The organism is Bradyrhizobium sp. AZCC 1678 (assembly GCF_036924765.1).
Lineage (GTDB): Bacteria > Pseudomonadota > Alphaproteobacteria > Rhizobiales > Xanthobacteraceae > Bradyrhizobium > Bradyrhizobium algeriense.
The window spans coordinates 1,856,223-1,879,544 of sequence record NZ_JAZHSE010000001.1 but is presented as its reverse complement, the minus strand read 5'-3'; the positions used below and the strand labels follow the sequence as shown (position 1 = coordinate 1,879,544).

The 23,322-nt window shown below is 62.3% G+C and carries 20 protein-coding genes, 1 tRNA gene and 1 pseudogene; 17 read left to right on the top strand and 5 right to left on the bottom strand.

The window, feature by feature from the left end:
* Positions 1-73: 73 nt before the first annotated feature.
* Positions 74-1,612 carry an FAD-dependent oxidoreductase gene (locus tag V1294_RS08960; RefSeq protein ID WP_334496468.1) on the bottom strand — a complete coding sequence of 513 codons (1,539 nt, stop codon included), beginning with the start codon at positions 1,610-1,612 and terminating at the stop codon, positions 74-76.
* A gap of 289 nt (positions 1,613-1,901) precedes the next feature.
* Between V1294_RS08960 and V1294_RS08955 the strand changes: the two genes are divergently transcribed.
* Together V1294_RS08955 and V1294_RS08950 are read left to right on the top strand one after the other, a co-directional pair.
* Positions 1,902-2,639 carry a protein-L-isoaspartate(D-aspartate) O-methyltransferase gene (locus V1294_RS08955; protein WP_334496466.1) on the top strand — a complete coding sequence of 246 codons (738 nt, stop codon included), beginning with the start codon at positions 1,902-1,904 and terminating at the stop codon, positions 2,637-2,639.
* Positions 2,640-2,737: 98 nt separating this feature from the next.
* Positions 2,738-3,049: a hypothetical protein gene (locus V1294_RS08950; RefSeq protein ID WP_334496465.1), complete on the top strand. Its 312-nt coding sequence runs from the start codon at positions 2,738-2,740 to the stop codon at positions 3,047-3,049.
* A gap of 183 nt (positions 3,050-3,232) precedes the next feature.
* Here V1294_RS08950 and V1294_RS08945 read toward each other — a convergent pair whose 3' ends face one another.
* Positions 3,233-3,688, bottom strand: a complete 456-nt coding sequence (locus V1294_RS08945) for a GatB/YqeY domain-containing protein (protein WP_334496463.1) — start codon at positions 3,686-3,688, stop codon at positions 3,233-3,235.
* Between the two features lie 80 nt (positions 3,689-3,768).
* Between V1294_RS08945 and V1294_RS08940 the strand changes: the two genes are divergently transcribed.
* The 7 genes and pseudogenes from V1294_RS08940 to V1294_RS08910 all read left to right on the top strand — a co-directional run bounded on the left by V1294_RS08940 (position 3,769) and on the right by V1294_RS08910 (position 11,699).
* Positions 3,769-4,149: a hypothetical protein gene (locus V1294_RS08940; protein WP_334496461.1), complete on the top strand. Its 381-nt coding sequence runs from the start codon at positions 3,769-3,771 to the stop codon at positions 4,147-4,149.
* A gap of 234 nt (positions 4,150-4,383) precedes the next feature.
* Positions 4,384-5,574: a glutamine-hydrolyzing carbamoyl-phosphate synthase small subunit gene (gene carA, locus V1294_RS08935; protein ID WP_334496459.1), complete on the top strand. Its 1,191-nt coding sequence runs from the start codon at positions 4,384-4,386 to the stop codon at positions 5,572-5,574.
* 193 nt (positions 5,575-5,767) lie between these two features.
* Positions 5,768-6,268: a PaaI family thioesterase gene (locus tag V1294_RS08930; RefSeq protein WP_334496457.1), complete on the top strand. Its 501-nt coding sequence runs from the start codon at positions 5,768-5,770 to the stop codon at positions 6,266-6,268.
* Between the two features lie 158 nt (positions 6,269-6,426).
* Positions 6,427-6,949: pseudogene (locus V1294_RS08925) on the top strand (hypothetical protein).
* Positions 6,950-7,295: 346 nt separating this feature from the next.
* A complete protein-coding gene (locus V1294_RS08920) occupies positions 7,296-8,759 on the top strand; it encodes a DUF1254 domain-containing protein (protein WP_334496456.1) in 1,464 nt (487 codons plus the stop codon).
* An 89-nt stretch (positions 8,760-8,848) separates the two neighbouring features.
* Entirely contained in the window at positions 8,849-10,291 is a 1,443-nt protein-coding gene (locus tag V1294_RS08915; RefSeq protein WP_334496455.1) for a DUF1254 domain-containing protein, read from the top strand.
* 706 nt (positions 10,292-10,997) lie between these two features.
* The gene (locus V1294_RS08910) at positions 10,998-11,699 is read left to right on the top strand and encodes a Crp/Fnr family transcriptional regulator (protein WP_334477230.1); all 702 of its coding nucleotides are present in this window, start codon (positions 10,998-11,000) and stop codon (positions 11,697-11,699) included.
* Positions 11,700-11,712: 13 nt separating this feature from the next.
* Here V1294_RS08910 and V1294_RS08905 read toward each other — a convergent pair whose 3' ends face one another.
* Together V1294_RS08905 and V1294_RS08900 are read right to left on the bottom strand one after the other, a co-directional pair.
* The gene (locus V1294_RS08905; RefSeq protein ID WP_334496454.1) at positions 11,713-12,012 is read right to left on the bottom strand and encodes a hypothetical protein; all 300 of its coding nucleotides are present in this window, start codon (positions 12,010-12,012) and stop codon (positions 11,713-11,715) included.
* A 235-nt stretch (positions 12,013-12,247) separates the two neighbouring features.
* Positions 12,248-12,781, bottom strand: a complete 534-nt coding sequence (locus V1294_RS08900) for a Dps family protein (protein ID WP_334477228.1) — start codon at positions 12,779-12,781, stop codon at positions 12,248-12,250.
* A 123-nt stretch (positions 12,782-12,904) separates the two neighbouring features.
* Between V1294_RS08900 and V1294_RS08895 the strand changes: the two genes are divergently transcribed.
* The 5 genes from V1294_RS08895 to V1294_RS08875 all read left to right on the top strand — a co-directional run bounded on the left by V1294_RS08895 (position 12,905) and on the right by V1294_RS08875 (position 18,955).
* Positions 12,905-13,609, top strand: coding sequence for a class I SAM-dependent methyltransferase (locus tag V1294_RS08895; RefSeq protein ID WP_334496452.1), 705 nt, complete (start codon positions 12,905-12,907; stop codon positions 13,607-13,609).
* A gap of 82 nt (positions 13,610-13,691) precedes the next feature.
* Positions 13,692-13,767, top strand: a tRNA-OTHER gene (locus V1294_RS08890).
* 243 nt (positions 13,768-14,010) lie between these two features.
* Entirely contained in the window at positions 14,011-17,475 is a 3,465-nt protein-coding gene (carB, locus tag V1294_RS08885) for a carbamoyl-phosphate synthase large subunit (protein WP_334496450.1), read from the top strand.
* 219 nt (positions 17,476-17,694) lie between these two features.
* Entirely contained in the window at positions 17,695-18,168 is a 474-nt protein-coding gene (gene greA / locus V1294_RS08880) for a transcription elongation factor GreA (protein ID WP_212419807.1), read from the top strand.
* A gap of 376 nt (positions 18,169-18,544) precedes the next feature.
* Positions 18,545-18,955: a DoxX family protein gene (locus V1294_RS08875; RefSeq protein ID WP_334496447.1), complete on the top strand. Its 411-nt coding sequence runs from the start codon at positions 18,545-18,547 to the stop codon at positions 18,953-18,955.
* A gap of 102 nt (positions 18,956-19,057) precedes the next feature.
* Here the strand turns inward: V1294_RS08875 and V1294_RS08870 are convergent, their stop codons facing one another.
* Entirely contained in the window at positions 19,058-19,537 is a 480-nt protein-coding gene (locus tag V1294_RS08870) for an Lrp/AsnC family transcriptional regulator (RefSeq protein ID WP_028350193.1), read from the bottom strand.
* A 278-nt stretch (positions 19,538-19,815) separates the two neighbouring features.
* On the opposite strand from V1294_RS08870, the gene trxB reads away from it, so the two are divergent.
* The 3 genes from trxB to dapA all read left to right on the top strand — a co-directional run bounded on the left by trxB (position 19,816) and on the right by dapA (position 23,309).
* On the top strand, positions 19,816-20,781 hold the full coding sequence (gene trxB / locus V1294_RS08865) for a thioredoxin-disulfide reductase (protein ID WP_334496445.1): 966 nt from the start codon (positions 19,816-19,818) through the stop codon (positions 20,779-20,781).
* A gap of 2 nt (positions 20,782-20,783) precedes the next feature.
* Positions 20,784-21,707: a LysR family transcriptional regulator gene (locus V1294_RS08860; RefSeq protein ID WP_190242137.1), complete on the top strand. Its 924-nt coding sequence runs from the start codon at positions 20,784-20,786 to the stop codon at positions 21,705-21,707.
* Between the two features lie 672 nt (positions 21,708-22,379).
* Positions 22,380-23,309 (top strand): 4-hydroxy-tetrahydrodipicolinate synthase, encoded by a 930-nt coding sequence (gene dapA, locus V1294_RS08855; RefSeq protein WP_334496443.1) that lies wholly within the window; start codon positions 22,380-22,382, stop codon positions 23,307-23,309.
* The last annotated feature ends 13 nt before the right edge of the window (positions 23,310-23,322 follow it).

Here is a 23,322-nt window from a genome sequence, read left to right as displayed (position 1 = left end):
GCCGCGAGTTTAAAGACGTGGATGCCCGGGACAAGCCCGGCCATGACGAGGAGAGGCGTTTTTGTCACCTGACTCAAGGCGACCGCGCCTTCTCCATCGCAAGCTCGGCCTCGAGACTTGCAACGTCGCGATAGATCGAGGCGACGGCGAGCACGCGGCCACGGCTCTTGTACTGCAGCAGGCAGTCCCTGCCCGCGATGTCGCCGTCGACGGTGATCTCGTCCCATTTCTCGGCGTGGCCGACATAATTGATCGGCACATCGTAGTGCTGGCTCCAGAAGAACGGCACCGCGTGGAATGGCTCGCGTTGCCCAAGCATGTTTCGCGCGGCGGTCTGGCCCTGGCGCTCGGCCACCACCCAATGTTCGACGCGAATGGTCTCGAGGGAATGCGGATCGGGCCAGCGCGCGATATCGCCCGCGGCGTAGATGCCGGGGACGCTGGTTTCCAGATAGGCGTTGACGGTGACGCCCCGATCGATCGCCAGTCCCGCCTGCTCCGCCAATCCAAGGCGGGGGCGCACGCCGACGCCGACCACCACGATATCGGCCTCGATCGCAGTGCCGCTCTTAAGCATCGCGCGTTTGCCGCTGATCGCAGTCACGGTGTCGCCGAGATGAAAGTTGACGCCATGCTCTTCATGCAGCGCACGGACGAAGTCGCCCAGCTCAGGCCCCAGCACGCGCTCCATCGGCCGCTGCTCCAGGCCAACGACGTGGACCTCGACATTTCTGGCGCGCAACGACGCCGCGGCTTCGAGCCCGATAAAGCTCGCGCCGATCACCACCGCGCGCCGCGCGCCATCGGCCAATGCGATGATAGCGCGAGAATCGGCCAGCGAGCGCAGCACGTGCACATGGGGCTGGTCCGCACCCGGGATCGGCAGGCGCACCGGCTCGGCGCCGGTCGCCAGCAGCAAACGGTCGTAGGAGAAGGTCTCGCCGCCTGCCGTGACCACGTGGCGTGCGTTGGTGTCGATTGACGTCACCTCGGTCTTCAGCCGCAGGTCAATCTTCGCCTCGGCGTAGAAATCATCCGGCCGCAGCGGCAGCCAGTCCTCCGGTGCGCTGCCGGCGAGATAGTCTTTAGACAGGTTCGGCCGGTCAACCGGCGCTGCAGCCTCGTTGCTCAGCATCACGATGCTCCCGCGATAATCCTGCCGCCGCAGCATCTCGGCTGCGGCAAAGCCCGCCGCGCCTCCGCCGACGATCACGATCCGGCCGGGCGCGTCGGTGGCGCCCTTCACCCGCGGCTTGACCCGTGGCTTGGGTTGTTCACGTTTTTCGCCAACGAGGATGCGGCCGTCTTGCTGGTCGACCTTCCACACCGCAATCGGACTAAGCGCCGGCGCGCGGGTGGCTTCGCCGGTGCGCAGATCGAAACAGGCGTGATGCCAGGGACAACGGATGTCCTGGCCGGTCACGAGGCCCTCGGCGAGCGGCCCGTGATAATGGCTGCAATGCGCGCCGATCGCGAAGATCTCCGAGCCCGAACGCACCAGCAACACTTCATCGTCGCCGACATGGCCGAGCAAGGTCTCGCCGGCGAATTCGGACGGGGTTATGCCCTTTGACAGATCGGGACCGGCGGGAGGCGCTTGCTGATCGGCCATATCTTCCTCCGCTCTCGTTGGGCGTCGTCATGCAGTGGTGCGACGCCTTGATAATTGCGCCGGCACCCTGCGGTTCCACGGCGTCATTGATACGGCGTCATGGATGGTGTGTGCGGAGAAGTCAGCTTACCGGGCAGGTGCCGGCATGGTATCAAGGCTTGCTGGAGGACCGCCTGAACGCATTGCGGTCATTCGCTGGACGCCGTGTTTCGCTTGACGGCTGATCGGTCGAATCTTCTCGTTGCGCTCAAGCGGTCGACGCCAAGCGTGGATCGACGGGAGCACAATCATGAAGACCATGCTGCTGCTGGTGCTTTCCATGGTCGCCGCCGCGCGGGGGGCGACCGCTCAGGAGGACGCACAATGCGTCCGCGAACGCGCCGCCATGGTCGAAACCATCAAGAACTACGCCCGGTCCCGCGCCATTGTTTCGGGACAGCAGGGTTTTTCGGAGCGGGTGCTTGAGGCCATGGGGCAAACGAAACGCCATCTGTTCATTCCCGAGCGATCCTGCTCGATCGCATACGCGGACATGCCGGTTCCGATCGGCCGCGGCCAGACCATATCGCAGCCGTTCATCGTGGCCTTGATGACAGAGTTGGCCGAGGTCGCGCCCGATCATGTCGTGCTCGAAATCGGTACGGGTTCGGGCTATCAGGCCGCCATCCTCGCGCGCCTGGCGCGAAAGGTCTGCACCATCGAAATTATCCCGGCGTTGGCCGAGGCCGCCGCGAAAACACTCAAAGACCTCGCGTATGACAATGTGAGCGCCAGGCTTGGCGACGGCTATGCTGGCTGGCCCGAATGCGGTCCGTTTGACGCCGTGGTGGTGACCGCCGCGCTCGGGCAGGTACCGCCGCCGCTGATCGAGCAGCTTAAAGTGGGTGGCCGGCTCGTCATGCCGGTGGGAGCCGATTACGGCACTCAGCACCTTACGGTCGTCGAGAAAATCGCCCCTGACAAGACGACAACGCGCGCCGTCGCCCCCGTGCGCTTCGTGCCCTTTACGGGTTCACAGGGCCGGTAGCGGTCCGGTTCTTCGCGGAACAGGCCAGACTTGTCGCCCATGGAACCCTCGGTGTTCGTGCCCGTTGAACCTCCAAATCAAGCCAGGGAGGACCCCACATGATGAAGATCGCTCTTGCCGTGGCGGCAGCCGCAGCCGTGCTGACGACTGCCCCGCTCGTTACTCCGGTCAAGGCCCAAGACGTCAAGCAAGGCGTCAAGATGGCCCAAGTCGGCGTCGATGTTCAGGTCGGGCGGGACCGCGACGACCGCTATTATAGGGACCGTCGCCGGTACGACTCCGACACTACAGTTGGCGTCGGCCCAGGTGGTGTCACCGTCGGCCCGCGACAACGCTGCCGCATGGAGACTACCACGATCGAACGGGACGACGGCCGCAGGATCACGCGCAGGGAGCGCGTCTGCGACTAAGACTGCGAGCAACAAAGGATAATTGTTCAAGGGCGTGAATGACCCGGAACCGCCACTGATCCGGCGCCTCGCGGTCTTCGGGGGCACTTTTCGGATCTCCGACGTCTGCTTTCAGTACGATGTGCAGCCTAAAGCGGATGCGAAGGGGGCCAAGCGAAGACTGAGGGCTCGTGCGGAAAGAACTCATCCCGCCAGCGCCGCCTTCACCATGCCGCTGGCCTTGCCGAAATCCATCTGGCCGGCGAACTTTGCGCGCAGCACGCCGATCACCTTGCCCATGTCCTTCATGCCGGCGGCGCCGGTCTCGGCGATCGCGGCCGTGATCGCCGCCTTCATCTCGTCCTCCGACATCTGCTTGGGCAGATAGGCCGAGATGATCGCGATCTCCTCGCGCTCCTGCGCGGCCAGTTCAGCGCGGCCGCCCTTGTCGTAGAGCTCGACCGATTCCTGGCGCTGCTTGATCATTTTCTGAAACACGCCAAGCAGGTCGGCGTCCGACAGCGGCGGCTTGCCCTCCCCGCGCGCGGCGATGTCGGCGTTCTTGATGGTCGAATTGACCATGCGCAGCGTGGAGAGCTTGCGCTCGTCCTTGGCCTTCATGGCGTCCTTGACCGCGTTGTTGATGTCGTCGCGCAGCATGGTTTCCTCGCTGAGAATGCAGAGAATTAGGTCTCGCCCAGAGACGCTCGGTTAATCCTCCGGCCTATATAAGGACTGGCATGAAAGTCGAAAAGCATTTTGCTGCACTGGCATTGTGTCTTGCGGTGCTTTGGGCAAGCCGCTTTGCGCCCTATTCGTGCGAAGGTCTTCGCAACATGCACGTAGAAGCCGCATCGTCGTGGCTGGCCATCGTCGGAGCGGGCGTACTCCTGACCGGATTTATGTATCTGCTTGCCTACGACGCGGTTTCTTTCTTGACATACCGGCTGGGTTGGAAGGGAAGCTTCGATCATCTCGAGGTCTATCCGGGCGACCCTCCTGCGCCGAACGCGCGGTCAATGTCCCTGAAGACCAAGTTGCTCCTGTTCTACCCGCTTGATCTAGCTGCCGTGATCTTCTTCCTGCTGCCTTGGTGGACAAAAGTCGCCTACTGCGGCTAGCCAGCCGGCTATGCCGACCGGCGCGGGCTGGGACATCAGTCCGGCGAGCTGACGAGGCCCGGGACGGGCAACGATCGGCATTGAATTGTCCAGGCTCGGGCCGCCCGATTCGGGCCGATTTGGCCAAAAAACGCTGACGCGGCGGAACCGGCTGGCAAATATGCGGCAAACGCATGTGAATCCACGTCTTCCGGCTTTGACGGGCGGGGGCGCTTGCGACTATGAAGTGCGCTCATGACAACTTCTGAAAACGCCTCAGCCTGGCCGGACCACAAACCGACCGCGCTCCTCGTGCTTGCCGACGGTACCGTGCTGGAGGGTTTTGGCCTCGGCGCGGAAGGCCACGCCGTCGGCGAGGTCTGCTTCAACACCGCGATGACCGGCTACGAGGAGATCCTCACCGATCCCTCCTATGCCGGCCAGCTCATCACCTTCACCTTCCCGCATATCGGCAATGTCGGCACCAACGAGGAAGACATCGAGACGGTGAACATGGCGGCGACGCCGGGCGCGCGCGGCGTGATCCTGCGCACGGCGATCACCGATCCCTCGAACTACCGCGCCACAAAACATCTCGACCAGTGGCTGCGCGCCCGCGGCATCATCGGCCTCTCCGGCATCGACACCCGCGCGCTGACCGCGCTGATCCGCAGCAAGGGCATGCCGAACGCGGTCATCGCCCACGCCAAAAATGGTGAGTTCGACCTGCACGGGATGAAGGAAGAAGCCCGCGAATGGCCCGGCCTCGAAGGCATGGACCTCGTGCCGATGGTGACATCAGCCCAGCGTTTCACCTGGGACGAGATGCCATGGGCCTGGGAAAAGGGTTTTGGCCGGCAGAGCGAGCCGGAGTTCAACGTGGTTGCGATCGACTACGGCATCAAGCGCAACATTCTGCGGCTGCTCGCCGGTGAAGGCTGCAAGGTCACGGTGGTGCCGGCGACGACCTCGGCCGAAGACATTCTGGCGATGAAGCCGGACGGCGTCTTCCTGAGCAACGGCCCGGGCGATCCGGCCGCGACCGGCAAATACGCAGTGCCTGTCATCCAGCAGGTGATCTCCTCGGGCACGCCGACCTTCGGCATCTGCCTCGGCCACCAGATGCTGGGGCTGGCCGTCGGCGCCAAGACCATTAAGATGCACCAGGGCCATCACGGCGCCAACCATCCGGTCAAGGACGAAACCACCGGCAAGGTGGAGATCACCTCCATGAACCACGGCTTTGCCGTGGATCAGGCGACGCTGCCGGAGGGCGCGACGCAAACCCACATCTCGCTGTTCGACGGCTCCAATTGCGGTATCGAGCTCAAGGGCAAGCCGGTATTCTCGGTGCAGTACCACCCCGAAGCCTCGCCGGGCCCGCGCGACTCGCACTATCTGTTCAAGCGGTTCGCGGATCTGATGCGGGCGAACAGGCGGGCGTAAGATCGCCCTCCCGGTCATTGCGAGCCACCCGGTCGGCGCGTAGCGCCGCCGGATGACAGGCTCCGCGAAGCAATCCATACTTACTTTGCCGCTTGATGGATTGCTTCGCTGCGCTCGCAATGACGCACGGGGCAACCACTGGCAATCCATTCGATCCCATTATATGATTATCATAATTTAAAAAGGAATTGCCATGGACGTCAAGCCCACCGTCGCCAAGGTCGAATACGGCGTGACGCCGACGCATGTGATGGCCTCGATGTCAGGGCTGGATTTCGTCCGCGCCATCTTCGACGGCAAATTGCCCTGCCCGCCGATCATGCAGAACGTGGAGCCGTTCGATTCCACCGCCGAGACCGGCCACGTCGTGTTCCACAGCGTGCCGGGCTTCCGGCATTACAATCCGATCGGCTCGGTGCATGGCGGCTATGCCGCGATCCTCTTGGATTCCGCGATGGGGCTTGCGGTCCACACCCCGCTTCCCGCCGGCACCGGCTACACCACGCTCGAATTCAAGATTTCCTTCATCAAGGGCATGACCGAGGATACCGGCCCCGTTCGCAGCGAGGGCAAAACGCTAAGCGTCGGCCGCCGCGCCGCCACCGCCGAGGCGCGCATCACCGACGCCAAGGGCCGCCTCCTCGCGCATGCGACGACGACGTGCCTGGTTTTCGAGATTCCGAAGGGAACGTGAGCGGCGGACAACGGTTTGAATTTGTAGGGTGGGCAAAGCGAAGCGTGCCCACCATCAGCACTCCGCAAGCAATGGTGGGCACGCGGAGCCTGTCATCGGGCGCGCATTCGCGCGACCCGGTGGCTTTGCCCACCCTACGATTTTTGCGATTTCGGAGAATGATCATGCCCGACATCGAACCGCTCGCTTTCGTCTTCGCCAATGACGGCCTCGTTCCCAACAACCCGATGCCGTTCCTGGTCTACAAGGGTGCGGTGGATGTGGGCGAACGATCACCCCGAAAAGACCATCGAGGGGCTGTTCGGCGCCAACGGCTGGGGCGCGATGTGGCGCAACGGCGTCTACGACTATCTGCACTACCATTCGACGGTGCATGAGACGCTCGGCGTCGCCCGTGGGCACGCGCGCGTGCAGTTCGGCGGCGACCACGGCAAGGCACTCGATATCTCGGCCAGCGACGTCGCGATCCTGCCCGCGGGGACCGGCCACCAGCTGATCTCGGCAAGCGAAGACTTTTGCGTGGTCGGCGCCTATCCGCCGGGACCACCGATGCAGATCACGCGGCCGACGCCGGAGAACCATGCAAAGGCGCTGAAGACGATTCCGGAAGTGAAGCTGCCGAAGACCGATCCGGTCATGGGCGCGGACGGCCCGCTGGTCAGACTGTGGAAGCGCAGCTGACCATTCGGCCTGTCCGCCACCGCCACGAATGACTGCCACGACTTACCACTATCTCCTGCCCGTGCTAAGGTGTCGCACGTGGAGGTAGTTTGGATACCATTCGTTAAGCCTGCTGGCATCACTTTTCCAAGAACCTTGATTTAAGTCAGCATACGCCGCGGCGTTTTAGCTGCCGATGACCCGTCAAGACACGTGATTCAATTCATCGCAGGGAGCGACAGCGCTTCCGTGTCCGCTGCTGCATTCCTGCAAAGGCAATGGAGGTCATACGCATCACCTGACGGCATCAGCTGCTCCAAGCTTCTCACAAACAACCACAGCAGACATCAGAAGAGGAGGATTCGACATGTTTCGAGGAATTCTGACGCTGACATTGTCTCTCTGCCTCGGCGCCGCGGCTGCGCCGGTGGCGCTCGCGCAATCGACGGCGCCCGTCACCGAACAGGAGGCGCACGCCATTGCGGTCGACGCCTATGTTTACTTCTACTCCATCATGTCGATGGATCTGTCCCGCAAGCAGTTCACAAACGTCGAACAAGGCAAGGACGCCTTCAAGGGCCCGATGAACACGTTCGTCAACGTGCGCGAATACCCGCCTGCCGATTTCAAAGGTGTCGTGCGAACCAATTTCGACACGCTGTATTCCTCTTCATGGCTGGACATGACCAGGGAGCCCGTCGTCATTTCGGTTCCGGATACCGACGGACGCTACTACCTGCTGCCGATGCTCGACATGTGGACCGATGTCTTTGCGTCACCGGGCTGGCGGACGACGGGCACCAGGGCGGGGACCTTTCTGATAACGCCCGCGGGCTGGCGGCCCGATCTGCGTGACAGGTTCGCCGAGGAGTTCAAGCTTCCAAAGGACACGCAGCGGATCGAAGCGCCAACGCCCTATGTCTGGGTGATCGGCCGCACCAAGACGGACGGCCCGGCGGATTACGCTGCGGTTCACAAGATCCAGGCCGGCTACAAGGTCACCCCGCTTTCGGAATTCGGCAAGACGCCGAAGCCGGTCGAGGTCAAGATCGACCCCAGCGTCGACATGAAGACGCCGCCAAAAACTCAGGTCGATACCATGTCGGCGGGCGTGTATTTCGCTTATGCCGCGGAGTTGCTCAAGCTTCATCCGCCGCATGTCACCGACGAGCCGATCATCGCGCAGATGAAGAAAATCGGCATCGAGCCGGGCAAGAGCTTCGACATCGGCAAGCTCGATCCGGTCGTGCAACGAGCCTTGGAGGCCGCGCCGCAGGACGCGCAGAAGCTGATGGCCTGGAAGGTGCCGACGCTGGCGCGCGTTGCCAATGGCTGGTCGATGAACACCGATACGATGGGCGTCTACGGCAACTACTATTTGAAGCGGGCGATCGTCACTCAACTCGGACTCGGTGCGAACCTGCCCGAGGACGCCATCTATCCGCTCAATCTCGGCGACGAGTCCGGCAAGCCGCTCGACGGCGCGAACAAATACACCATCACGTTCGAGAAGGGCGCCGCCCCGCCGACCAATGCGTTCTGGTCGATCACCCTCTACGATCCCCAAGGATTCCAGGTCGGCAACGTGCTGAACCGGTTTGCGGTCTCCAGCTGGATGCCGTTCAAGCAAAATGCCGACGGCTCGCTTGAGCTCTACATTCAGAACGAAAGTCCTGGCAAGGACATGGAAGCCAACTGGCTTCCGGCGCCGAAGGGAGCCTTCAACCTGACCATGCGCCTCTACAGTCCGAAGTCGGAAGCGCTGACGGGAAAATGGAATCCCCCGCCGGTCGTGAAGACGCCGACAACGGTGGGCCTTTCGGCCCAGTAAGACAGTGCGGCGGCCGACCTTTTGCCGGCCGCCGGCTTGCATCGCTTCAGACTTGAAATCTCACACCCGATCTCTGGGAGACATTCAAAATGCTGACGAAACGCGATCTTCTTCGTTCCGTCGCCTTGGCGGCAATTACCGCCTCAACGGCGAATTCGGCGCTGGCACAAGTGCAGACAGGCGCCGAGCGCCCGGGCTTCCTGAAAGCAAAAGACATTGCCGAGGCAGGCTTCATCTATGGCCTGCCCATCGTGATGAACTACGCTGTGATGCATGAATACGCCATCGATCGTAACTCCGGGCAATTCAAGGCGCCGTTCAATCAGATCAAGAATGAACCCAACGTATTCACCTATAAAGATACCGCCATCGTAACACCGAACAGCGACACGCCCTATTCGTTCGTATGGATGGACCTGCGGGCGGAGCCGATTGTCCTTTCGGTCCCGGCGATCGACCCCAAGCGCTACTACTCGGTGATGCTCTGCGACGGCAACACCTACAACTATGGCTATATCGGCAGCCGTGCCACGGGAAGCGAGGCAGGCGACTACATGGTGGTCGGGCCGGACTGGAAAGGGGCAACCCCACCCGGGATCAAGAAGGTGTTCAGGTCGGGCACACAATTTTCGGTGGCGGGATATCGCACCCAGCTTTTCAACCCGGACGACCTCGGCAACGTCAGCAAGGTGCAGGACGGCTACAAGGTGCAGACGCTGTCCGCCTATCTGAAAGAGCCGGCAACGATTGGCGCGGCGGCCATCGACTTTCCGAAAATCGACAAGCAACTCGTGAAGACGAACTTCTTCGAGTTTCTCGACTTCGCGCTGCAGTTTTCACCTCCGCAAGAGAACGAGAAGGAAATGCGCGCCCAGCTTGCACGCATTGGCGTCGGCCCGGGCAAGACCTTCAATTTCAAGGACCTCTCGCTGGAGGACAAACTGGAGGTCGGCCTCGGCATGAAAGAAGGCCAGCGCAAGGTCGACGAGGCCGTCGCCAACGTCGGCAAGGAGGTCAACGGCTGGCGGATCAGTTCGCTGCCCGGCGACAGCGCCCATTACAACGGGGACTGGTTGAAGCGCGCCGTCGCCGCACAGGCGGGCATTTACGGCAACGATGCAGCGGAGGCAATGTATCCGCTCACGCGCGTCGACGGTGAGGGTCAAACCCTCGACGGCAGCAAAAAGAACTACACGCTGACATTCCCGCCGGGCCAACTCCCGCCCGTGAACGCCTTCTGGTCGCTGACCATGTATGACGGCAAGACCCAGTTGCTGATCGAAAATCCGATCAACCGCTATTTGGTCAATTCGCCGATGCTGCCGAGCATGAAGACAAACGCCGACGGGTCGCTGACGCTTTACGTCCAGAACAAATCGCCCGGCGCCGACAAGGAGGCCAACTGGCTGCCCGCGCCAGACGGTCCGATCTATCTGGTGATGCGCCTCTACTGGCCGAGGACCGAAGCACCGTCGGTCCTGCCTGCGGGCGAAGGCACGTGGAAGCCGCCGGCAATCGCCGCCGCGAAATGATGCCAGCCGGCGCGGTGTGAAGGCAGGACCAAAGCCAAGGGGGGTCTTTCGCGGAGAAAGACCCTCACCGCCCCGTGCGGAGATATTGTCGGCGACCGCTCGCACGACCGACCCGGTGCGTGGCGAAGATGGCCCGCCGGTGAAGCTATGGAAGCGCAGCACGGCTTAAGCGAACCCGGCCGTCATTTGGGGCGCCGCAATTCGCTTTCGAGCCAGCCAACGGCGTTGGATTTGAGCGGATCGTACGCCATCGTCCTGGTTTCGGTGTGGCCGCATTGTGCGCATTCAAACGTACGCTGCTCCAAACCTTCCGGCCCATCCGAAACGGCAGTCGTGATCATCCGCGCCTCGCAATCGGGGCAACGCGGCCGCATCGGCAGAAGCTCTGGAGGGGGTCTTTCCGGGGCTAGCATGACACTCACCCAGCGTTGGGTTGAACCTATCGGCGCTTGTATTTCGCACGCCGACAGCCATTCACAAGGCGCTACTTAACCTACGAAAACGCTGTTAGATCCGTCCAATACCCGACACTTCACATAATAGTCCAAATATATCAGCCGAACTGTCCGATACCCGACTATCAACCCAGAATTAATTAGCTATTGCCGTTGGTTGCGCCCATTGTGGGTCTATCGCCGGCTTTTAGCCTTGGGCATCGGCGACAGAGAGAGTTGAAGCTCCCGCCTAACTCGCGCTGGAGTTCCTCGTGGCCGCTGAAAATCACATTTTGAGCAAGCTGGATGCTTCAGCGCTTGCCCTGCTGAAACCGCACATGCGGACGATATCAGTCGAACACGGCGAACTGCTCCACGGCTCATCGTCGGAAATCGAGTTCGCCTATTTCCCGCGCTCCTGCATCATTTCCGTTCTCGCCGGCACCGACCAGGGCGGGACAGCCGAGACCTCCATCGTCGGCCGCGAGGGCATGATCGGATCCTCCACCATCCATGGCATCACGACGTCGTTTGCAGATTCGATCGTGCAGGTCGCCGGCGAAGCCGTCCGCATCCCTGCCGCGGAAGTTCATCGGGCCGGACGGGAGAACGAAAGTTTTCGAAAGACCGTTGCGCTGTTCGATCTCTCCTTGCTCGCGCAGTCGCAGCAATCGACTGCTTGCCAGGCGCTGCACCAGGTGGAAAACCGGGCCGCGCGCTGGCTCATGCAGTGCCGGAGACGGCTGGGCAGCAACGACATCCGCCTGACCCAGGAGTTCTTCGGGCAGATGCTCGGGGTTCAGCGCACCACCATCAATCTGGTCGAACGCACGCTGCAGAATGCGGGCCTCATCCAGATCGGCCGCGGCCGCATTTCCATCATCGACGCCAAGGGGCTGCACGCCGTCTCCTGCGACTGTTACGAGCGCATCGAGAAGCGGTACGAGGAGCTGCTGGGCCCGCTCGACGATTAGAGCATTGCGGTATTCAACGGCGACTGGCGGTCGGCAAGGTTGAACTGGCTGAATCCGATACGGGCTCGCCTGAGGAAACCCGCATCGCGGCGACCCGGGCGACGAAAAGCCCGATGACGAGATTTGCCCGTTCCGTCTCCAGCTTGTCGCGGACCGGCCCGTTCGGCTCGGTCGCGCACATGGTCTTGATGCAATCAAGCGTGCGGGACAATGAATTGACCACCGCCAATATCCGTTCCATGGACGGCGGCGCCGCCAACGGCTCCGCAACGGCCTCAGTCTTCGGGCCACGAAATTCAATTACTTTCTGCATCGATCGATTCCAAACCAGAACAGCCGGCAATACACGGCCCGGTAGCATCCGCATCATTCTGCACGGACCAACCGGGCGGCTTTCATCATAGCGACGCCTCACGCAGGCTCGCTTAAATTGATTATCGGAATCTTGCAGTACCACCTAAAGACGTGCGCTTTTTTCACGCATCTTTGACCGGAACGGCGCCCCCCGTCTCGACCGGAGCCGCCGCCCTTCGCTCCCTTGCCGGCTTTTACGCCGCGTTGGCGCCTTCCTGACGGCTGGCCTCGAACAGGAACCAGGTGCGGCGCTCGGTCTCGTCGATGAAGACTTCGAGCAGGCTTGCGCTGCCGGAATCCTCATGGTCGTCGCAAAGCTTGTGGGCTTTGCGCATCGCCGCGGCCATCTTCTTGTTGTCTTCCATCAGCTCGCGCAGCATTTCGCGCGGCGGCACATAGGCCTCGTTGTTGTCCTGGATGGTCTGCAGCTTGGCGATCTGCCCGATCGAGCGCAGCGTAATGCCGCCGAGCTTGCGCACCCGTTCGGCGAGTTGGTCGGTGGTGGCGAAAATCGCCTCCGACTGCTGGTCCAGCATCAGATGATAGTCGTTGAAATGCCGGCCGCTGACATGCCAGTGGAAATTCTTGGTCTTCAGATAGAGGGCGAATGCATCCGCCAGCAACGTATTGAGCGACGCTGAGATCTTGTCCACCGCGGCCTGCGGCAGGTCGGTCGGTGTATCGAGTTCGGCGGATACTTTGTCGGATTTGTTGTTGGTTTTGCTCACATTGCACCTTCCTGTTAGGAACCGGACTGCGGCGGCAGTGGACATTGGCCGTCGGACGACCTAACGCATCACTTTCACGCCGGTTCCGGCACAGGAACCGCAGTATTGCCGGGCGCTGCACGCATGGATGAATGGATCGACTATTACGATTCCACGCATACGATTTATGCGAGCAAGCTGCATCGCGACCTGCATTTCCAGATCATCGCGCGCGACATCATCGGCTACATCTCCTCGCCCGACTCCGTCGTGCTGGACTATGCCTGCGGTGAGGCGCTGTCCGCCGCCAAGGTAGCCGACGCCTGTGCCCAGCTCTATCTGGCCGAACCCGCCCCCGGTGTCCGCGGCCGGCTGATCGCGCGCTTTGCGCCGAACACCAGGATCCGCGTTCGCTCGCTCGAGGATCTCAGCCGAATGGCGGAAAACTCGGTCGATCTCGCCGTCATGAATTCGGTCGCGCAATACATGACGCCGGACGAACTGGATGCGGCGTTCGCCGTCATTCGCCGGTTGTTGAAGCCGAACGGCCGCCTGGTGCTGGGCGATATTTTGCGGCCCGAAGTCGGCATGGCCAGGGACGTGCTGGCGCTGTTGAAATTCGCTTCCGCCCACGGCTTCCTGAAAGACGCCCTGTACGGGCTCGCCAGCACGGCGCTGTCGGACTACCGGCAACTGCGCACCCGTGTCGGGCTGCAGCGCTACCGCGAAGATGAGATGATCGACAAACTCGCGGCCGCCGGCTTTACCGCCTCGCGCGCCCCATTCAATATCGGCCACAACCCGTGGCGGATGACGTTCGTGGCGCGGCACGCGTTCCAGCGCAGTTAAGCTCTAATCGCGCGCCAAGGTTGTTAACCCTAAAGCGCGGTAGGGGGTGGTTCACCGCGCCGTGATGAGCAATGATTGCCTCGGCCCGGTGGCGGAAGCGACGACGCGGGAGCAGTGCAATGCTCCTTATCCTGGTTCAAATCCAGGCCGGGCCTCCACGCTTCGCCCTGACGGGCTACGCGTGGCGCAGCCACGCCGGAGACCGGCGGGGCAAAGTAGAGCGAAGGCGGACCGAGCGCCAAATCCCTGAATTTCCCCGTTGATGGCCCGTTTTTGGGGGTTTCGCGGGTGCGGAATCTGGTCTAAAGACCACCCGCGCGCGAGGGTGACCCGCGCTCTTGGCTTAGGGGACGCGCGGCTGCGCGCCCTTTTTTTGTGCCCAAAATCCAGTCTGAGAGCTGATGCCCAAAAGAACAGATATCTCCACCATCCTGATCATCGGCGCCGGTCCCATCGTGATCGGCCAGGCCTGCGAATTCGACTATTCCGGCACCCAGGCGGTGAAGACGCTGAAGGAAGAGGGCTACCGCATCGTCCTCGTCAATTCCAATCCGGCCACCATCATGACCGACCCGGAACTGGCGGATGCGACCTATATCGAGCCGATCACCCCCGAAATTGTCGCCAAGATCATCGAGGCGGAACGCCATGTCATTCCGGGCGGCTTTGCGCTGCTGCCGACCATGGGCGGCCAGACCGCGCTGAACTGCGCGCTGTCGCTGCGCCGGCAGGGCACGCTCGACAAATTCGACGTCGAGATGATCGGCGCCACCGCGGATGCCATCGACAAGGCCGAGGACCGTCAGCTGTTCCGCAACGCGATGGAGAAGATCGGCCTGCAGACGCCGAAATCGCGGCTCGCCAACGCCTCGGCGCTGAAGAAGTCCTACCGCGACAAATACCTGGCCGAGCGCGAGAAGCTGTCGGGCGCCGCGCTGGAAGAGTGCGAGCGGCAATGGACGCTCGGAGAGAACGAGCGCCGCAAGCGCTACCAGGAGCACGCGCTCGGCGAAGCGCTGATGGCGCTGTCCGAAATCGGGCTGCCCGCGATCATCCGCCCCTCCTTCACCATGGGCGGCACCGGCGGCGGCATCGCCTACAACAAGGAAGAGTTTCTCGACATCATCGAACGCGGCCTCGACGCCTCCCCGACCAACGAAGTGCTGATCGAGGAATCCGTGCTCGGCTGGAAAGAGTTCGAGATGGAGGTGGTGCGCGACAAGAAGGATAATTGCATCATCGTCTGCTCGATCGAGAACCTCGATCCGATGGGCGTGCACACCGGCGATTCCATCACAGTGGCGCCGGCGCTGACGCTGACCGACAAGGAATACCAGATCATGCGCGACGCCTCGCTGGCGGTGCTGCGCGAGATCGGGGTGGAGACCGGCGGCTCCAACGTGCAGTTCGGCGTCAACCCCGACGACGGCCGCATGGTGGTGATCGAGATGAACCCGCGCGTGTCCCGCTCCTCGGCGCTGGCTTCCAAGGCAACGGGATTCCCGATCGCCAAGGTCGCCGCCAAGCTCGCGGTCGGCTACACGCTCGATGAAATCGCCAACGACATCACCGGCGGCGCGACGCCCGCCTCGTTCGAGCCGACGATCGATTACGTCGTCACCAAGGTGCCGCGGTTTGCGTTCGAGAAATTTCCCGGCGCCTCCACCACGCTGACGACCTCGATGAAGTCGGTCGGCGAAGTCATGGCGATCGGCCGGACCTTCCAGGAGAGCCTGCAGAAGGCGTTGCGCGGTCTCGAGACCGGCCTGACCGGGCTCGACGAGATCGAGATCGAGGGGCTCGGCCGCGGCGACGACAAGAACGCGATCCGCGCCGCATTGGGCACGCCGACGCCGAACCGCATCCTGCAGGTGGCGCAGGCGATGCGGCTCGGCTGGTCCAATGAAGAGATCTTCAATTCCTGCAAGATCGATCCCTGGTTCCTCAGCGAGATGCGCGGCATCGTCGACATGGAAGCAAAGATCAAGGCGAACGGCCTGCCGCCGAACGGCTACGGCATGCGCATGCTGAAGGCGATGGGCTTTTCGGACGCGCGGCTGGCCGTGCTGTCTGAGTCCACCGAGGCCGAGATCACCGCAAAACGTCACGCGCTCGGCGTCCGCCCCGCTTTCAAGCGCATCGACACCTGCGCCGCGGAATTCGCCTCCCCCACTGCCTACATGTATTCGACCTATGAGGCGCCGTTCGCAGGCAAGCTCGCCGACGAGAGCGCGCCGTCCGACAAGAGCAAGGTGATTATTCTCGGCGGCGGACCGAACCGGATCGGCCAGGGCATCGAATTCGACTACTGCTGCTGTCATGCCTGCTTCGCGCTGCACGACGCCGGCTATGAAAGCATCATGATCAACTGCAATCCGGAAACGGTATCGACCGACTACGATACCGCGGACCGATTGTATTTCGAGCCGCTGACATCGGAGGACGTGCTCGAGATCATCGCCACCGAGCGGCAGAACGGCACCCTGCACGGCGTGATCGTGCAATTCGGCGGCCAGACGCCGCTCAAGCTGGCGCGCGCGCTGGAAGCCGCCAACGTGCCTATCCTCGGCACCTCGCCCGACGCCATCGACCTCGCCGAAGACCGCGACCGCTTCAAGCGCGTGCTCGACAAGCTGCGCCTTAAGCAGCCGAAGAACGGTATCGCTTATTCGGTCGAGCAGGCGCGGCTGGTGGCCGCCGATCTCGGCCTGCCGCTGGTGGTGCGTCCGTCCTATGTGCTCGGCGGTCGCGCGATGCAGATCATCCGCGAGGACACCCAGCTCAGCGATTACCTGCTCGGCACCTTGCCGGAACTGGTGCCGGGTGACGTCAAGGCGCGCTATCCCAACGACAAGACCGGCCAGATCAATACCGTGCTCGGCACCAATCCGCTGCTGTTCGACCGCTATCTATCCGACGCCATCGAGATCGACGTCGACTGCCTGTGCGACGGCAAGGACACTTTCATCGTCGGCATCATGGAGCATATCGAGGAAGCCGGCATTCACTCCGGCGATTCCGCCTGCTCGCTGCCGCCGCATTCGATCGACGCCCAGATGATCGCCGAGTTGGAGCGGCAAACCCGCGAACTCGCGCTCGGCCTCGACGTCGTCGGGTTGATGAACGTGCAGTACGCGATCAAGGACGGGGAGATCTACGTGCTCGAGGTCAATCCACGGGCGTCACGCACGGTGCCATTCGTCGCCAAAGTGATGGGCATGCCGGTGGCGAAGATCGCGGCCCGGATCATGGCCGGCGAGAAGCTTACGGACTTCAAGTTGAAGAAGCGCAAGCTCGAGCATGTCGGCGTCAAGGAGTCGGTCTTTCCGTTCGCGCGCTTCCCCGGCGTCGACACTGTGCTCGGTCCGGAGATGCGCTCGACCGGCGAGGTCATGGGCATCGACCGCTCCTTCGAGGTGGCGTTCGCAAAGAGCCAGCTCGGCGGCGGCACCCGCGTGCCACGCAAGGGCACGGTGTTCGTCTCGGTGCGCGAGATCGACAAGAACCGCATCGCGGAAGCGGTGCGGCTGCTGCACTCGCTCGGCTTCAAGGTGATGGGCACATCAGGCACCCAGCGCTTCCTCACCGACAACGGCATTCCGACCGAGAAGGTTAACAAGGTGCTGGAAGGACGGCCGCACATCGTCGACGCCATCACCAATGGCGACATCCAGCTCGTTTTCAACACCACCGAGGGGCCGCAGGCGCTGGCCGACAGCCGTTCATTGCGGCGGGCTGCCCTCTTGCATAAAGTGCCGTACTACACCACTCTTTCAGGTGCCGTGGCGGCCGCGCAGGGCATCCGCGCCTATCTGGGCGGGGACCTTGAGGTCCGCACCCTGCAGAGCTACTTTTCCGAAAACTGATCGTCAGCCGGCCTCAAATGCCCGCTAAACGATTGGCAACAAAGCCGGTAGGCTGGAACCCACCGTTGGTTTGGATGTTGTCGGCCCCTGACGGGGCCGGAAATCAATAGGCTGGCAGGCTCGCGTGTCGAGCCGAAAGGCCTGATCGAAATCGAAAGAGTGGCTCGTGCGCGCAACCATTTTGGCGGTTCGCACGATCGAAGGACAGAAGAGATGATGATGGAAAAGGTTCCGATGACCGCGAGCGGCTATGCCGCCCTGGAGGTTGAGTTGAAGCAGCGCCAGTCGGTGGAGCGTCCGCGCATCATCGAGCATATCGCCGAGGCGCGCTCGCATGGAGACCTTTCCGAAAACGCGGAATATCACGCCGCCAAGGAAGAGCAGTCGCACAACGAAGGCCGCATCGCCGAGCTCGAAGACAAGCTCGCGCGCGCCGACATTATCGACATCTCCAAGCTCTCCGGCGACACCGTCAAGTTCGGCGCCACCGTCACGCTGGTCGACGAAGACACCGAGAAGAAAACGGTGTGGCAGATCGTGGGCGAGCCGGAAGCCGACGCCAAGAAAGGCCGCATCTCGATCACCTCGCCGCTGGCCCGCGCCCTGATCGGCAAGAAAAAGGGCTCGACGGTGGAAGTCGTGGCGCCGGGCGGCGCCAAGGCCTACGAGATCACCAAGGTCGAGTGGCGATAGTCACTTGCGAGTTACCGTTGCGACAAAGCCGCGTTTCGACGCGGCTTTTTTGTTTGGCCGCATGCTGACAGCATTGTGAGTGGAGCTGCGGAGGATTCCATAATATCCGACTTCCGGACAATGCTTATAAATCATAACTAAATGGACCGAGCGCCGGCGCATCAGGTCTTGGCGTTTTCGCCGCAAGGCGCGCGGTGAACGGCAAGCTCCGGTGCTTCGGGACGGCATCTTGTTGCGCTGCAATCGCGACGAATGTCGCGAAGATGGGAATGATTCAATTTCTGGGGTGTTGTGTCGGCATCACACGCAATCGGCCAACACCGTGTAATGTTGTGACGCTAAGTTTTCTAGTGTGCCAAACAAGGGGGACGATGACATGGACCAATTCGACAAGATGCTCGCTAAATGGCAGCCGACGGCTCTGAGCCTGTTTCGCTTCATCACCGGGCTTCTGCTGTTTCAGTACGGCGTAGCCAAGATCTTCAAGTTTCCGGTACTGCCCTATTTCGCCAATATCCCGCCGCTGATCACGGCGGCCGGCGCGCTCGAACTTGTGCTTGGCGCGCTGCTGATGATCGGGCTATTCACGCGCATCAGCGCGTTCATCCTCTCGGGTGAAATGGCCTTCGCCTATTTCCTCGGCCACATGTTCAAGGATCCGGCCAATCCGGTGTTCCTGCCGCTGCTCAATGCCGGCACCTCCGCGATTCTGTTCTGCTTCGCCTGCCTCTATTTGGCGACCGCGGGCGGCGGGCCGTACAGCGTCGACGAGATGCGGAAGAAGTAACTGAGCGTCAGCTCAGTCATTCCGGGATGGTGCGTAAGCACCAGACCCGGAATCTCGAGATTCCGGGCTCGCGCTTTGCGCGCCCCGGAATGACGCTTCGCCTCAGCCCGCCACCTTCACATCGAGCGGCACCGCCGCTTCGTACTTCGAATTGTGCAGCACCAGCGACGTCCTGACGTTGCGCACGTGGGGTGCTGCCGTCAGGTGCGTGACGAAATCCTGAAACGTCGCCATGTCGGGCGCGACGCATTTCAAAATGAAATCCACCTCGCCGGACAGCATCCAGCACTCGCGCACCAGGGGCTCGGCACGAACAAAGTCCTCGAACGCGCGCAGATCCGCATCCGCCTGGCTGGACAGATGGACGGACGCAAACACCGTGACGTCGAAACCGAGCCGGCGCGGATCCAACAGGCCGCGGTAGCCCTGGATGTAGCCCTCTTCCTCCAGCGTGCGGACCCGGCGCAGGCAGGGTGGCGGCGAAATGCCGACGCGTTTGGCCAGTTCGACGTTGGTGATTCGGCCGTCGGCCTGGATTTCGGCAAGGATTCTGAGGTCGATTTCGTCAAGATTCTTCGACACGCGCGTCGGGTTCCCTGGTTTTGGTTCGCTTAAGCAGCCTTCCTGGCAACTCTCTTAGCGCAGGCGGCGCAACATGCGCAATTTTATTGCGCGTGCAGCGCCACATTTCGCGATTGTTACTTCAGTTCCGGGGAAAATTCGCTGGGATGAATTGCAATTCTTGCATAGCTACCCAGATATCTTAGACTTGGATTTGACACTTTCGGCGCCCCGCGACGTCCTTCCGGGGCGCTTTCTGCTCAGTCAACAAAACCCCCGAATAAGAGAGGGATCCGCCGATGCCCGCGCCTATCCATGCCAAGGTCGTCATTATCGGTTCCGGCCCCGCCGGTTACACCGCGGCGATCTACGCGGCGCGCGCGATGCTGGAGCCGGTGCTGATCCAGGGCATCCAGCCCGGCGGGCAGCTCACCATTACCACCGACGTGGAAAACTATCCGGGCTTCGCCGACGTCATCCAGGGCCCGTGGCTGATGGAGCAGATGGAGAAGCAGGCGGCGCATGTCGGCACCAAGATCGTCACTGATTTCGTCAACAAGCTCGAACTGGCGCAGCGGCCGTTCCGACTGACCTGCGATAGCGGCGACGTCTATCTGGCGGAAACCGTGATCCTCGCCACCGGTGCGCAGGCGCGCTGGCTCGGCATCGCTTCCGAAGAAAAATTCAAGGGCTTTGGCGTCTCGGCCTGCGCGACCTGCGACGGCTTCTTCTACCGCGGCAAGGACGTCATGGTCGTCGGCGGCGGCAACACCGCGGTCGAGGAAGCGCTGTTCCTCACCAATTTCGCCTCGCAAGTAACGATCGTGCACCGCCGCGATCATTTCCGCGCCGAACGCATCCTGCAGGATCGCCTGTTCAAGAACCCCAAGATCAAGGTGATCTGGGACAGTGCGATCGACGAGATCTGCGGCACCGAAAACCCGGGCAAGGTCACCCATGTGCGGCTGAAGAACGTCAAGACCGGCAGCCTTACGGATGTGCCGGCCGACGGCGTCTTCATCGCGATCGGCCACGCGCCCGCAACCGACCTCGTCAAAGGCCAGATCAAGCTGAAATCCTCCGGCTATGTCGAGGTGGCGCCGAACTCGACCGCCACGTCTATTCCCGGCCTGTTCGCCGCCGGCGACGTGGCGGACGAAACCTATCGGCAGGCGGTCACGGCCGCCGGCCTCGGCTGCATGGCGGCCCTCGAGGCTGAACGCTTCCTGGCTTTGCGCGCGACCGATCGCGCGGCGGCGGAGTAATCATGCCTAGAACACGGGACGGATCATCGGACATGGATTGGGACAAGCTGAAAGTCTTTCACGCGGCTGCAGAGGCGGGAAGCTTTACCCACGCCGGCGAACAGCTCGGGCTTTCACAATCGGCGGTATCGCGGCAGGTCAGCGCGCTGGAGCAGGAGCTCGCGGTATCGCTGTTCCACCGCCACGCGCGCGGGCTGATCCTCACCGAACAGGGCGACCTGTTGTTTCGCACCGCGCATGACGTGTTCATGCAGTTGCAGGCGGCGCGCGCCAAGCTGACCGACAGCCGCGAGCGGCCGAGTGGCGATCTCAAGATCACCACGCCGCCGGCGCTCGGCATCAACTGGCTGATCCCGCGGCTCGACGAGTTCACCGCGCTCTACCCGGACATCCGGATCTCCATGATCGTGACCGACGAAGATCTCGATCTGTCGATGCGCGAGGCCGACGTCGCGATCCGCACCCGCAAGCCGACCCAGCCGGACCTGATCCAGCGCAAGCTGTTCTCGATCGGCTTCCACGCCTATTGCTCGCCGGAATACATCAAGCGCTTCGGCACGCCACGCACGCTGGACGACCTCGACTCGCATCGCATCATCATGCTGAGCGATGCGCAGGTTCCGACGCATCTGCAGAACCGCTCCTGGCTGATCGACGCCGGCCGTAACGGCTCGGGTCCGCGCGAGGCCTACTTCAAGGTCAACAATATCCTGGGGCTGGTCCGCGCCTGTCAGCAGGGGCTCGGCATCGCCGCCCTGCCCGACTATCTGGTCGAGGAGAACAACCGCCTGGTGCAGTTGTTCGGCGAGACCGACTCGATCCAGATCGACACGTATTTTGTCTATCCCGAAGAGTTGAAGACGGTGGCGCGGGTGCAGGTGTTCCGCGACTTCGTGGTGAGCAAGGCGCAGCGCTGGCCCTCCTAGAGCATCAGGTTCTGATTGCATCAGAACCGAAGCTCTAGATTCTTGTTTTGACGCGGTTTTTCTACCGCAGAAAAGTCTAGGCAATCTGCACAAGATTGCTATGCGAACCGGTGGCCACTTCGCTCGAAAACGCGATAGCAGCAGCCAGTAATGTTTCGCCGTCCGGCTTTGCGGATTAGCCTATTTTATAAAGGGCCCGCTCACCGCATGACTGACATGCGGCTCGGACGGTTGCCGCACAGCACTGATGAGGATCATAGTGCTTAAATGCTGAGCGGCCGCGTCGCGCATATGTCCCCCTCCTCCAGTGGCGCGGCAGTTCAGTAATCCCTCTTGGAAGGTGATTGTGTCGGCCTCACGTGGCCAATACCTCAAGCCGGGCTCCTTTGGGCCCGGCTTTTTTTTCGTCCGCAAGCCCTTCATCGACAAGCCTTTCATCGACCGGCCATATCGTTGCGCCGGATTGACATTGAGGTCTGCTGCCACCATCATCCGCACATGATCACGCGTTCGTGCGCAGCTTTGTCGTCGAAAAAAGGTCCCCGCCTGGGGACCCGAGATCGACGCGCGCGCTAGACTCTGCCGCAACCCGCGATCCCGAAAGCCCCGCCGTTTGGACGGGGTTTTTTTATTGGTCCCGTCTCCGGCTTACCCCCATGAGGAGATGGAACGATGACTGACCCGACCAACGATCTGGCAAGCCGCCTGCAGGGCCTGTGGCTGCCGCTCATCACGCCGTTTCGCGACGGCGAACTCGACGAGGCGTCGTTACGCCGGCTCGTCAGGCACTATGCGGCCGGCCCGGTCGACGGCTTCATTCTCGCGGCGACGTCGGGCGAAGGCATGTCGCTCCGCGTGGACGAGCTCGAGCGGCTGGTGATGGTGACGCGCAGCGAGCTATCCGGCAGCGGCCGCCGCCTGCCGGTCCTGTTGGGCCTGTCCGGCGCCTCTACCGCGAAGGTGCTGGATGCGCTGGATGAGACAGCGGCCTGGCCGATCGACGGCTATCTGATCGCGAGCCCCTATTACATCCGTCCCTCGCAGCGCGGCTTGGTGCAGCACTTCACCGCGCTCGCCGATCACGCCTCGTGGCCGATCGTGCTCTACAACATCCCCTACCGGACCGGCGTCAGCCTAACCAACGAAACGCTGCTTCAGCTCGCCTTGCATCCGAACATCGCCGGCATGAAGGATTGCGGCGCCGACCGCGCGCAGTCGATCGATTTCCTGAGCCGGCGGCCGCCCGGTTTTCGCGTGCTGACCGGCGAAGACGCGCTGTATCACGAAGCGCTCGCCGACGGCGCCGACGGAGCGATCCTGCTGTCGGCGCATCTGGAGACCGAAGCGTTCGCCTCGGTGCAGACGATCATGAAGCAGGGCGATCGTGGCGGCGCACTGGCGTGCTGGAAGGCCATTTCCGGACTGACCCGGCTGCTGTTCGCCGAGCCCAGCCCGGCGCCGGCAAAGTATTGGCTTAAGCGCAGCGGGCTGATCGATAGCGCCGAGGTTCGCCTGCCGATGGTGGAGGTGAGCCCGGAGCTCGCAGCGTTGCTGGACGAGGAAATCGAGCGGCGCAGGCTGCCGCTGTTGCGTCAGGCCTGAACATCGCGCCAAG

Coding starts and splice junctions, on each gene's coding strand:
- greA (WP_212419807.1), top strand. CDS start 17,695: ATGGAAAAGGTTCCGATGACCGCGAGCGGCTATGCCGCCCTGGAGGTT.
- V1294_RS08875 (WP_334496447.1), top strand. CDS start 18,545: ATGGACCAATTCGACAAGATGCTCGCTAAATGGCAGCCGACGGCTCTG.
- V1294_RS08905 (WP_334496454.1), bottom strand. CDS start 12,012: ATGCAGAAAGTAATTGAATTTCGTGGCCCGAAGACTGAGGCCGTTGCG.
- trxB (WP_334496445.1), top strand. CDS start 19,816: ATGCCCGCGCCTATCCATGCCAAGGTCGTCATTATCGGTTCCGGCCCC.
- V1294_RS08895 (WP_334496452.1), top strand. CDS start 12,905: ATGGATGAATGGATCGACTATTACGATTCCACGCATACGATTTATGCG.
- dapA (WP_334496443.1), top strand. CDS start 22,380: ATGACTGACCCGACCAACGATCTGGCAAGCCGCCTGCAGGGCCTGTGG.
- V1294_RS08940 (WP_334496461.1), top strand. CDS start 3,769: ATGAAAGTCGAAAAGCATTTTGCTGCACTGGCATTGTGTCTTGCGGTG.
- V1294_RS08950 (WP_334496465.1), top strand. CDS start 2,738: ATGATGAAGATCGCTCTTGCCGTGGCGGCAGCCGCAGCCGTGCTGACG.
- V1294_RS08930 (WP_334496457.1), top strand. CDS start 5,768: ATGGACGTCAAGCCCACCGTCGCCAAGGTCGAATACGGCGTGACGCCG.
- V1294_RS08915 (WP_334496455.1), top strand. CDS start 8,849: ATGCTGACGAAACGCGATCTTCTTCGTTCCGTCGCCTTGGCGGCAATT.
- V1294_RS08955 (WP_334496466.1), top strand. CDS start 1,902: ATGAAGACCATGCTGCTGCTGGTGCTTTCCATGGTCGCCGCCGCGCGG.
- V1294_RS08960 (WP_334496468.1), bottom strand. CDS start 1,612: ATGGCCGATCAGCAAGCGCCTCCCGCCGGTCCCGATCTGTCAAAGGGC.
- carA (WP_334496459.1), top strand. CDS start 4,384: ATGACAACTTCTGAAAACGCCTCAGCCTGGCCGGACCACAAACCGACC.
- V1294_RS08920 (WP_334496456.1), top strand. CDS start 7,296: ATGTTTCGAGGAATTCTGACGCTGACATTGTCTCTCTGCCTCGGCGCC.
- V1294_RS08860 (WP_190242137.1), top strand. CDS start 20,784: ATGCCTAGAACACGGGACGGATCATCGGACATGGATTGGGACAAGCTG.
- carB (WP_334496450.1), top strand. CDS start 14,011: ATGCCCAAAAGAACAGATATCTCCACCATCCTGATCATCGGCGCCGGT.
- V1294_RS08945 (WP_334496463.1), bottom strand. CDS start 3,688: ATGCTGCGCGACGACATCAACAACGCGGTCAAGGACGCCATGAAGGCC.